The sequence below is a fragment of the Streptococcus sp. ELY_137 genome, from assembly GCF_058314515.1.
In genome coordinates this window covers 12,981-25,006 of record NZ_JBZFUL010000015.1, presented here as the reverse complement: position 1 = coordinate 25,006, position 12,026 = coordinate 12,981, and the positions used below count along the sequence as shown (strand labels likewise).

At 42.0% G+C, this 12,026-nt stretch carries 9 protein-coding genes; 3 read left to right on the top strand and 6 right to left on the bottom strand.

The features are described from left to right. Positions 1-251 precede the first annotated feature (251 nt). The 6 genes from sufD to AC4HAO_RS09345 form a co-directional block, all read right to left on the bottom strand. Complete coding sequence (gene sufD, locus AC4HAO_RS09370; protein WP_491135208.1) at positions 252-1,514, bottom strand: Fe-S cluster assembly protein SufD; 1,263 nt, start codon at positions 1,512-1,514, stop codon at positions 252-254. 74 nt (positions 1,515-1,588) lie between these two features. Then, on the bottom strand, positions 1,589-2,359 hold the full coding sequence (sufC, locus tag AC4HAO_RS09365) for a Fe-S cluster assembly ATPase SufC (protein WP_491093599.1): 771 nt from the start codon (positions 2,357-2,359) through the stop codon (positions 1,589-1,591). A gap of 229 nt (positions 2,360-2,588) precedes the next feature. Then, entirely contained in the window at positions 2,589-3,752 is a 1,164-nt protein-coding gene (locus AC4HAO_RS09360) for a glycosyltransferase family 4 protein (RefSeq protein ID WP_447451734.1), read from the bottom strand. Continuing rightward, entirely contained in the window at positions 3,749-4,567 is an 819-nt protein-coding gene (locus AC4HAO_RS09355) for an adaptor protein MecA (RefSeq protein WP_447451733.1), read from the bottom strand. The genes AC4HAO_RS09360 and AC4HAO_RS09355 overlap by 4 nt, the downstream gene beginning before the upstream one ends. A 370-nt stretch (positions 4,568-4,937) precedes the next feature. After that, complete coding sequence (locus AC4HAO_RS09350; RefSeq protein ID WP_491093601.1) at positions 4,938-5,780, bottom strand: undecaprenyl-diphosphate phosphatase; 843 nt, start codon at positions 5,778-5,780, stop codon at positions 4,938-4,940. A gap of 49 nt (positions 5,781-5,829) precedes the next feature. Continuing rightward, the gene (locus AC4HAO_RS09345; RefSeq protein WP_491135207.1) at positions 5,830-7,755 is read right to left on the bottom strand and encodes a DUF2207 family protein; all 1,926 of its coding nucleotides are present in this window, start codon (positions 7,753-7,755) and stop codon (positions 5,830-5,832) included. A 289-nt stretch (positions 7,756-8,044) separates the two neighbouring features. On the opposite strand from AC4HAO_RS09345, the gene AC4HAO_RS09340 reads away from it, so the two are divergent. The 3 genes from AC4HAO_RS09340 to brnQ all read left to right on the top strand — a co-directional run bounded on the left by AC4HAO_RS09340 (position 8,045) and on the right by brnQ (position 11,900). After that, positions 8,045-9,580 (top strand): ABC transporter substrate-binding protein/permease, encoded by a 1,536-nt coding sequence (locus AC4HAO_RS09340; protein ID WP_491093603.1) that lies wholly within the window; start codon positions 8,045-8,047, stop codon positions 9,578-9,580. Then, positions 9,580-10,320 (top strand): amino acid ABC transporter ATP-binding protein, encoded by a 741-nt coding sequence (locus AC4HAO_RS09335; protein WP_447451729.1) that lies wholly within the window; start codon positions 9,580-9,582, stop codon positions 10,318-10,320. Before AC4HAO_RS09340 ends, AC4HAO_RS09335 begins: the two co-directional genes overlap by 1 nt. A 185-nt stretch (positions 10,321-10,505) precedes the next feature. Continuing rightward, positions 10,506-11,900 (top strand): branched-chain amino acid transport system II carrier protein, encoded by a 1,395-nt coding sequence (gene brnQ, locus AC4HAO_RS09330; protein WP_491135205.1) that lies wholly within the window; start codon positions 10,506-10,508, stop codon positions 11,898-11,900. Positions 11,901-12,026 lie beyond the last annotated feature (126 nt).

The following is a 12,026-nucleotide window of genomic DNA, read 5'->3' as shown; positions in this document are numbered from 1 at the left end:
TAGGCTTAAACCTTTGACAGTGCCAACGGACTGTCAAACTGTTATATCTCAAATAATTGGTGGAGGGAGGACATTTGCTCCAACCCCTTAGGTCAGCAACTAAAAATTAGGACTTACTGAAAAATCAAATGCTTCTGAATTACTGTTTTTTATCCCACTCGCAAGGGGCCTTCCTTTTACCGACACTTTTACATGGGATTTAGCCCATAAAATGCAATAATCAGACGACAAAAAGCAAACTAAAACAAGATTTAGCGCTTATCCAGCTTTGTATCTAGAACTGAAATCATTTCATCACGAACTTCCTTAATGGGGATCTCTGTAATAACAGCTCCTAAGAATCCGCGAATAACCAGACGTTCAGCTTCTTCAAATTTTAAACCGCGGCTCATCAGATAATACATGTCCTCTGGATCAATTTGACCAATCGAGGCTGCATGACCAGCCGTTACATCATTTTCATCAATCAACAAGATTGGGTTAGCATCACTGCGCGCCTTATCAGACAGCATAAGGACACGACTTTCCTGTTGGGCGTCAGCCCCTTTGGCACCTTTAATAATATGACCAATACCGTTAAAGGTCAAGGTCCCCCGTTCTAAGATAACACCATGTTGGAGAATATGCCCAACAGAATTTTTCCCATAATTGGTTACTCGTGTATCGATCCCTTGTACCTGACGACCACTGGAAGCCGCAACGACCTTGAGATCAGCATGGCTACCGTCCCCTTTAAGATCGCTATCAAAATCGGCAATCACATTGCCTTCATTCATAACGCCAAGAGCCCAATCAACAGTAGCATCACGCTCTAGACGTCCCCGCCGGCTCATATAGGTTGTCAAATTATCTCCAAGCCTATCAATAGCGGAAAATTTAACCTGACTACCAGCACCGGCAATAACTTCGACACTAATATTAGCTGTTGTTTGAGCACTGCCATCACCAATAGACTCAAACCGCTCCAAGTAACTCACACGCGCATTGCGACCGGCAATAATCAACACATGCTTATTAAAAGGCACTGCACTGTCGCTATCCTGCAGAAAAACACCTTCAATTGGTCGGGAGACTTCAACATTGTCCGGCACATACAGAACAGCTGCGCTGTTGAAATAAGCATAGTGATAAGCAGCTAATTTATCCTCATTCAGAGCCAGTGCTTGACCAAAGTGGCTCTCAATAATCTCTGGGATCTCCTCTAGGGCAGAAGCTAAATCAGTAAACACAACACCTTGTTCTAACAAATCTGCCGAGAGCTGCTCAAGTACCGTCTGCGTCCCCAGCTGGACAAGCTTGGGATTATCCCCAAGCGCTGTGAAATCAGGCACATTGTTACTAGCCTCACTTTCGGCTATTCTACCGTCACCCAAATTCCAACGATGAAACTTAACACGTTCAATATCAGGCAAAGGCAGATTTTCGATCTGATCAAAAGCTGCTAAACGCCGTTCACGTAGCCAAACCGGCTCAGCCTGCGCCTGTGAAAATTTTACAATAGATTCCTTTGACATGAGATGGTGGTTGCTCCTCTCTTCTAACACGTCTAGGTAATTCTAGCCTAAACTTGTTTTAAATTAGACGCCTATTAAACTTCTTCGTGGTATTCTAATCCCAACTCTTCAGCTACTTGGGCATAGCCTTCACGCTCAAGTCGGGCTGCCAACTCAGCATCACCTGAAAGAACAATCCGGCCATCCATCATAACATGAACAACATCAGGCTTAATGTAGTTGAGTAGGCGTTGATAGTGGGTGATAATCATAGCCCCAAATCCTTCACCGCGCATGGCATTAACTCCTTTAGAGACAACCTTCAGGGCATCGATATCCAAGCCAGAGTCAATCTCATCTAGGAGAGCAAATTTAGGTTCTAACATCAGAAGCTGTAAAATTTCATTGCGCTTTTTCTCACCACCAGAGAATCCCTCGTTGAGATAACGCTCAGCCATTTCTTCTTTCATGCCCAATAGTTCCATTTTTTCATCCAATTTAGTGATGAAATCGCGAATGGAAATCTTTTCTTCATCCTCCTTGCCAGCATTCATCGCCGCACGGATAAACTCTGCATTAGTGATTCCTGGAATTTCTGACGGATACTGCATCGCTAAGAAAAGGCCTAAACGTGCACGTTCGTCCACTTCTAACTCAAGAATATTTTGCCCCTCGAACCAAATTTCACCTTCAGTCACCTCATAATTAGGGTTTCCCATGATAGCCGCAGAGAGTGTTGATTTCCCTGTACCATTTGGCCCCATAATGGCTGCAATTTCACCTGTTTTCAGGGTCAAGTTCAGTCCTTTCAAAATTTCCTTATCCTCAATGGAGACGTGAAGATTTTTTATTTCCAGTACAGACATGTATAACTCCTTTATCATTGTTGGCCAGCGTCAATCGCAAGGGCCTGTCTTTAGAAGAGACTAATACTCAAAAAACACATTAGTGAAACAACAGCTGCGCGCAATACAACATATTGCCATCTATAAAGTGCTACCCTAAATTTTAAAGAGTACAATACACAACTTAGCCTCTAATCACCCTTCATTATAACAAAAAAAGACAAGCTTAGCTTTGTCTTTGATTATAAAATTATCTATTAAACTTTTGCTTCCACCTGTCCAATACCGATTGGCGGTAAGAGCTGTTGCCAATAAACTTCAAGGCATCAAAGAGCGGCGTTCGGCCGATCCCCCAAATTTGTAATCCCTCAATGAGCACCTCTGCTGTAAACAGAATACCAATCATCAGAAGGACTCCCCCAAGACGGCTGGAAACATTTAAAAGCAGGGAGGTTAAAGAGAAAACCATAGCAATCCCATAAACAACCAAGACTGCCCCTCGATGAGTAAATCCCATAGCCAACAGACGGTGGTGCAGGTGCATTTTGTCAGCCTCTATGGCTGAACGTCCTGACAGTTTCCGCCGAATAATAGCCACGAAGGTATCCAAAATTGGTACTCCTAAAATGATAACCGGTGTGATAACTGCAACTGCTGTCGAATTTTTTAATCCCTGCAGGGACAAAACACCAATCATAAAACCAATAAAGAGCGCACCAGTATCCCCCAGATAGATAATAGCAGGATTATAATTGTAAGGAAAAAAGCCAGCAATCGCTGCGATTAAAAGAAAGATCGTCAGAGTAGTATAAAGATTACTATCAAAAAGAAAGAAATAAGAAATCAGCCCCATAGTCGTTAGACTGATAATTGATACTCCGCAGACCAATCCATCTAAACCATCAATCAAATTAATAGCATTAGTAATGGCAATAATCCACAGAACAGTCAAAAAGAAACTTAAAACAGGCCCAAAATAGAGCATCGGACCCCCAAAGGGAATCTTGAAGCTGTCAAAACGATAATCTGTAAAGGTCCAGACAACGATGGCGCCAAGCACAATTCCCAACATCTTCCACTTTGGTGTAAGTTCACGTATATCATCAATAAAGCCAGTCATTGCTACGATAAGTCCTCCTAGAGAAACTGGCAAAATATAATCAAAGTAGGACTGTAAAAAATGATGTCGCTCGGTAATAATCGGCATCAAAATCAGAGAACCAATCAAAAAGGCAATTAAAATTCCCAGCCCGCCGCTGCTAGGCATGGGAACCTTGTTGATACGTCTGGCGTTAGGATTATCAACTGCACCAATATGTAAAGCCAAAAACCGCACCAAGGGAGTCAGGATAAGAGAAATCAAAAATACCCCAATCAAGACCAAGATGTATTGTAAACGAAATGGATTTATCATTTAGAGGGCACCAACTTTATTTTTTTCAGGTGTTCAATGGCGTTGTCATCAACCAGCTTAATCATATGCTCCAACAGGTAGGCCCGCGTATATTCTGAAGGATAACCGTACTCATAAAAACGAGCCTTTAGCTGATCGGACCGCTGAGGAGACTCATTTGCAATATAAAAGAGAACCGTCATATGGTATTTGTCTTCCGACTTAAAAAGCTCAGAAGCTTCTGTTGGTACATCCAATGCCTGTGCTGCTATAATCGCATCCTTTAAAGTAGGATAATCCGCTGCAAAATGCACATAGTGAGTCTCTGGGATCAGATCTTCCGGTTTAAATTTGAAAGGTTTATCTTCACCATCATCCTCATCAGCTTCCGATGTTTCCGTCGTTGAGACAGGTGAGTCCGATAGATTACTAAGGGCATCATCCAGCATTTCTTCGATGTTTTTCAGCTTTTCATGAGCTTCTGTATCCCCTTGTTCCATCATATTTTTTTCCAGATTTTTAAAAAAATCTTCTGGGGTCAAGTCGGACCAATCGTTCACTCCTTCTGCAAACTGCTCAAAGTCTAAATCTTCACTGAGGTCCGATTTGGTGACAAAAACATCAACCCTATCCTGACGGGGGGTTACCCGAAAGCTCAACATACCAGTTGATTTAAAGTTATCAGGAATATCCAACTCATCCAAAATGGTATAGAAAAACTCTTCTGTTTTTTCTTGTGGCATGAGGAAATCTTTCAATTCCATGCCATAAGTATCTAGATCATCCATACTAACTGAAATCTTCAACGTGGATTCATTGATCTGTTTCATTTCCATAGTCTTTACCTCGCACGAGTAGTTATTTTATTATACAAGAAAAGTCCTAAAAGTTCAATTTTACAGTATGTCTCTAAAGCCAACTAGAAATAAGATAAAAATCATGATTTCGCAGAAATCAACTATTCAACAAATCTTAATTTCTAGTTGCTGGTTCGAAATAATTGAACTCCAGACCGTTTTAGGCTATCGCCTAGAAACTAGAGAGCCGTGTGAATCAAACTTAAAATTTTTGTGCTGGTCTCCCACCATAAGGACAAGGCCAGATCATGAAGTTTTCAAAAGATATTAAACAATCAGTACAAAAAATAAGAGCAGGGAACACGGATGTTCCAAGCCCTTTTCTACTCTTTGCACAATAAAAACTGTCTTAAGCCACCAATACTTTGACTGCTGCATATAGCAAAAGAACAACACCTAATACAATTCGGTACCAGCCAAAAACTGTAAAATCATGCTTTTTGACAAAATTAGTTAAGAATTTAATAACAACCATGCTGACTGCAAAAGCCACCACCGAAGCCAGCAGCAGAATAAGCCACTGAGGACCAGTCAGATGATGACCATCGAGAAAGAATTTGACAAACTTAAGCCCGCTGTAGCCAAACATGGTCGGAATTCCTAGAAAGAATGTAAAATCAGCAGCCACACTGCGGCTGGTCCCAACCAGGATGGCACCTAATATTGTCGCACCCGAACGACTGGTCCCCGGAATAATACTAAGAACTTGAAACAATCCGATATAAAGAGCGGTCTTATAGTGCATACGTGCTAAATCTTTCACTGCTGGCTCAACATTTTGATTACGTCTTTCAATCCAGATAAAAGCAATACCGTAGACAATCAGCATCGTAGCAACACTGGTGAAATTACTAAAGTGAGCATCCATCCAATCATCCAAAAGAAGTCCCACTACAGCCGAGGGAATGCAGGCAATAACAACCTTCAGCCAAAGCTGCCAAGTCAGACGTACCTCTCTAGCCGTCTTACCTCTTTGAAAGGGATTAAGGCGCTCAAAGTAAATAACCATGACTGCCAAGATAGCACCCAACTGGATGACAATATTAAAGAGTTCGCGGAAGGCATCTCCCTGATTGAGATTGATAAATTCCTGTACCAGAATTAAATGCCCTGTGCTAGAAATCGGCAACCATTCAGTAATACCTTCAACAATGCCGAGAAATACTGCCTTAAGCAGTTCAATAAATAGCATAGCATCTCCTAGATAAGTTTTGTTCCATTATAGCAAAAAGAAGTAGATTTTAGAAGGCTCCGCCTCCTCCACCTCCACCGCCTCCGGAAAAGCCGCCGCTATTGAAACCACCTGACGAAACATGAAAGTTTTGAGCTGCCACCGCTTGATGTCCGTAATCAGCAAAGTGATGAGCAGATAGATAAAGCAAGGGATACCAATCGTGATAAACATAGCCTGCCATTGCAGAAGGAACTTCTATTCGGTGAACCCTAATAACCTCTTCGACCTCCTTGGCATAGCCAAAGAGCGTAGCATATACAAGAATACGATTCCACACCACAATACTTTCCAATTCAGCCTGATTAAAAGTCTTAATATCCTTCATCATACGGCGAAAGGCTTGCCAAGCATAATAGTCAGGTAAAAACTCTTCTTTGAGCACCCCATTTTGTTTTTCCAAACGGCTAAAAGCATTAAACAGAATCCAAAGCAGCAAAGACCCTAGACTCAGTAAAACGTACCCCAAGGAAAGTTGCCAATTAAGCAGCGTTAACTTCCCTGAAATCAGAAGATAGAGGAGGGATACCACGGAAAATAGACTCGCTCCTAAAAGCAGAGCTAGGCTGAGCTGTCTCAGACCGTTCTCCCGTAAACTCAAAGGTCTGTAGTAATCCCCCAAACGGTAAATTTGCTTTTCATCAGCAACAGCTTGCGTCAACTTCTTTAGCGACCGTGTAAACGCGCTTGTCTTGCGGCGTCCATAATCGTTGACCTGCGAAGCATTATACCCCTTTTTAACACTAATACTCTTGTCAACTTTGTAATCAGAAAACAGCCCTTCCACAGCAAGTTTACTATCCAAATGTTCTCCCATAGCCATGTGAATAAAATACTCCTCAGGTGGAGTTAGCCCCTTAGATGTCATGTAGGAAAGCCAAGCACCCTTCTCATCTACTTCTAACTTGAGATTCCCTCGATCAATTAAGTCAAGTAGCGTTGCCTGAACTAAATTTTCAAAGGAAAATAGCCCCTTTCCTCCTGTAATAGGGTTGACATCAGACCAGTCTGTACTGTAAACAGTAGAAGCAACCAGTTGCGGAGACCAGTCTGCAGGTGCAACGTAGAGCCATTTGGCTCCCTGATAGGTATTGCGGGGTTTTAGCAAAAGCTTATAAAGAATAAAAACGCAAACGGCAATAAGGACAGCAGCACTTATGACAACCGGAAAAATTACAGAGAATACCCTGCGAAAAAGAAGACTCTTTCGATGAATTTTCTTTTCTACACTTTGAAATTGTCCCAGAGCTAGCTTTCGATCGTCCTTTTTAGCTGTAAAACTATTTGAATCCCAGAATCCATGCAGCTCTAAAGCTTTACCTTCACCAATATAGTCAGCGTCCACACCAAATGTGTTCCCGTTCCCCATATTCTTAATACGAGCAGCCGGTTGTAGATACCCTAAATGCACAAATAATTGCTGCTGTGAACTACTTGGAGCCGATATTTTAAAGCTCACGTGACGCAGAGGGACATCCCAATCGCTGACTGGTTTCCAGTTTAATTCAGCAATGTCTCGATGAACCGTCAAAATATGATTCAACTGCCAAGTCACTGTTACTCGAACTTGGTCTCCCTTTTGTCCAGCATTATATATTTTAAGGGCATATCCTTCTTTTAGTGATTCTAAGTGAGCTTTAGGCTTCCTTTTCACCCCTCTATTGTTCTCGACCCAAGAGGTAACCTTTGATTTATCAATAGAAAATCCCTTGGGGTTATTTCCAGCACTCCCTAGGGTAACATATTGACCCTTATAAGCCGAATCAAATTTATAGGTTATCACTTGAGTAAAAGTCGCTGTGTTATCCTTACGAATATTAAGTCGTCCCTCATAACAGCTGATGCTATAATCCACCTCATCATCCGCCTGAATCTTAGGCGCAAAAATAATTAAAGATATTAGCAAAGACAGACAAAACAAAAATTTCTTTCTCATAAACTCCTCTCTTACGACAGTACAAAAGCGCCGAGAAAACAAGCAGATAGAGAATATTCTAACCCTCAAAAGGCAAGAAAACTATTCTTTAACCTACTTAAACCTAGACTTAACTGTATAACTTCTTATACCCCCCATTTTATCATAAATTTAAACGGTACTTGAGAAATTCCTCTTTAAAAAGGGGATACTCCCATTGAAATCGACTGATATTTCCTGTAAAATAGGATAGTATGTATATTTGTGTCTTGATAGCTAGAATTAGGACCTTTAACTATAGGAGTATCTCATGAAAAAACTAATCCTAACCTTCGTGTTAGCTGCTGCCCTAGTTTGGGGTGGGACAACATCTGTTCAAGCAGATGAATATTTACGTGTCGGCATGGAAGCGGCCTATGCCCCCTTCAACTGGACACAAAATGATGATTCTAACGGTGCCGTTCCCATTGACGGCAGTCGTCAGTACGCCAATGGTTATGATGTCCAGATGGCTAAGAAAATTGCTAAGAAGATGGACAAAAAGCTCATCGTCGTCAAGACTAAATGGGACGGGCTGCTGCCTGCCCTAACTTCCAATAAAATTGATATGATCGTCGCTGGTATGAGTCCAACAGCGGAACGTAAGAGAGAAATCAATTTTTCCAACACCTACTATACTAGCGAGCCTGTTCTAGTAGTAAAATCGGATAGCAAATACGCGGATGCCAGCAGCCTTTCTGACTTCTCCGGTGCAAAAATTACATCTCAACAAGGGGTCTACCTTTACGGTCTTATTGATCAAATTCCCAATGCTAAAAAAGAAACAGCTGTCAGTGACTTTTCTCAAATGCGCCAATCTTTAACGTCAGGAAAAATTGATGCTTATGTATCTGAACGGCCCGAGGCCCTGACTGCGGAGACATTTAGTGATGACTTCAAAATGATCGAGTTGGATAAGGGCTTTAAAACAAATCCAGATGATACGGCACTCGCTATCGGCTTGCGCAAAGATGATACCCAAACGCTCAATAAAGTTAATGAAATCCTGGCCACAATCCCTGAAAAAGAACGACTCCAGCTCATGGATAAGATGACTAAAGAACAACCAGGAGCTGGGCAAGACAACCAAACTTTCTTCAACCAAGCTTGGACAATTCTTACCGAGAATTGGTCCCAATTCCTGCGCGGAACGGGCATAACCCTGCTCATCTCAATTGTCGGAACTCTGGTTGGCATGATTATTGGCCTTTTGATCGGCGTCTACCGAACTGCTCCCAAAGCTGCCAACAAGGTCCTTACCCTTTTGCAAACTCTTTTCAATTGGCTCCTTAATATCTATATCGAGGTCTTTCGTGGGACGCCAATGATTGTTCAGGCCATGGTTATTTACTACGGTCTCGATCAGGCCTTTGATATTTCACTCGATCGCACCTGGGCAGCCATCTTTATTGTTTCCATAAATACAGGTGCTTACATGAGTGAAATTGTCCGTGGCGGCATCTTTGCAGTTGATAAGGGGCAGTTTGAAGCTGCCACAGCTTTAGGTTTTAACCACAGCCAGACTATGCGTAAGATTGTTTTGCCACAGGTTATTCGCAATATTCTGCCTGCTACTGGCAATGAATTTGTTATCAACATCAAGGACACATCCGTTCTTAATGTTATCTCGGTGGTAGAACTCTACTTCTCTGGTAACACTGTGGCCACTCAAACCTATCAATATTTCCAAACCTTCTTTATCATCGCCACTATCTACTTTATCCTTACCTTTACCGTTACCCGCATCTTGCGTTACGTTGAACGCCGCCTTGACCAAGATAATTACACACAGGGAGGTGCCCACTAATGACTGATACCATCTTAGAAATTAAACATTTAAAAAAATCCTACGGACAAAATGAAGTCCTCAAAGATATTTCACTAAGTGTCAAAAAGGGAGAAGTCATCTCAATCATCGGGAGTTCCGGATCTGGTAAATCAACCTTTCTGCGCTCTATCAATCTTCTTGAAACTCCAACCGATGGACAAATTCTCTACCACGGACAAGACGTTCTTGAAAAAGGGTATGATTTAGCAACCTACCGTGAAAAATTAGGAATGGTTTTCCAATCTTTTAATCTTTTTGAAAACCTCAATGTCCTTGATAATGCTGTTGTTCCTCAGACAACTGTTCTGAAACGTCCTAAAGATGAAGCTATAGCGGTCGCTAAAGCCAATCTAGAAAAAGTAGGAATGGGAGAGCAGTACTGGAAAGCCAAGCCAGCTCAACTTTCCGGAGGACAAAAACAGCGGGTCGCTATTGCACGCGCGCTCTCAGTCAATCCTGAAGCCATTCTTTTCGATGAGCCAACATCCGCTCTGGATCCTGAAATGGTCGGCGAAGTCCTTAAAACTATGCAGGATTTAGCCAAATCAGGTTTAACCATGCTCATCGTTACCCATGAGATGGAATTTGCTAAAGATGTTTCTGATCGCGTTATCTTTATGGATAAAGGTGTCATCGCTGAACAAGGAAAGCCAGAACAGCTTTTTGAACATCCGCAAGAGAGTCGTACCAAAGAATTCCTGCAACGTTTCCTCGGATAAAGCCATAAACGAACTGGGGAAACAGCTCCCTTAAAGCAGATCGTAAAATAATAAAATCTTCAGCAAGGGTCTTGTTCCTTATTTCAAAAGGGGCAAGACTCTTATGCTTCTCTTGACAGCTTTAAACAAAGCTTGCTATAATAATTTGTCATACAATTCTATACAATTCAATACTGGAGGTTACAATGCAAAAACGATCAACCTATTGGATCATTGGTTCCATGCTCTTTGCACTCTTTTTTGGTGCAGGCAATCTTATTTTCCCAGCCTATCTTGGGATTTATTCTGGTGTTAATCTTTGGTTAGCTATCATCGGCTTTTGCTTAACAGGGGTAACCTTGCCCCTGCTGGGAGTAGTTGCCGTTGCCTATTCAGGTAAGACTGATGTAGAGTCTATCGCTCAACCAGCCTCACGAATTTATGCTCTTTTCTTTGCCATTGCCCTTTACCTGTCAATTGGCCCCTTCTTTGCTATTCCACGTACTGGGGCTGTTTCTTACGAAATTGGCATCATGCCCTTCTTTGGAGATAGTCAATTTATACATATTAGCTATGGTATTGTCTTTTTTGGCCTATCTTATCTCATTGCTGTTCGCCCAAGTAAAATTGCTGACCGTGTTGGAAAGTACCTCACACCGGCTCTTTTGATTTTTCTAGGTATACTTATCCTCGCTTCCTTTATCTCGCCGGCCGGTAACCTTGGGCAAGCTGTCAACGCTTCAAATGCGGTAAGTGACAGTTTCCGCGACCTGCCTTTTGTCGCAGGCCTGATTCAAGGTTACAGTACCATGGATGCCCTTGCCTCTTTAGCTTTTGCCATTTTAGTTATTGATGCTGCTAAAAACCATGGCGCTGAGACACCTGCTGCCATAGCTCAACTAACACTAAAATCTGGTATTATCGCCGCTGCTCTCCTAGCCGCGATTTATATCTTTGTCGGCCGTTTGGGGGCAACATCGCAATCTCTCTTTAGTCTGTCTAATGGCCTCTTTATGCACCACTCAACAGCCGTTACGGATGGTGGCCCAGTTCTCATCCAATCAGCCAGTCACTATATGGGCTCTCTTGGTCAAATTGTGCTAGCTCTGGCTATTTTCCTAGCCTGTCTAACAACAGCTACAGGGCTCATTACAGCCTGCGCTGAATATTTTCACAAAATTATCCCCCGACTCTCCCATATCGCTTGGGCGACCATTTTTACCCTTATTGGGGTGACATTTTACTTCGGAGGACTATCAGAGATTATCAAATGGTCTTTGCCAGTCCTCTACCTTCTCTACCCACTAACTATCGTAACGATTATTCTTATTTTCTTAAAGGGCTTCATTGGAGACAATTCTATCGTTTATAAGGCTACGTTAGCTTTCACTGCTATTGCTGGACTTTTTGATGCCTTTAATACTCTATCAGCCCAAACTCAACTTTTTACACTGCCAAATTGGTTGATGACCTTCTTCATTAAAGTCATCCCACTTGGCAGCTATAACATGGGGTGGATTAGCTTCGCCGCAGTTGGACTGCTAGCTGGCCTAGTCTTAGCAAGACTTAATCCCTTTCGCAAAAAGCAATTAAAATCATAAAAGATATTATCTTTTTAACCAGCCTGCTTTATTCAGCGTTTTATCCTTAATATCGTATCACCAATTCAAATGAGCAAGAAGATCTAACATCTATTATAAAACAGGCCCTGGTACTGTTAACACTTG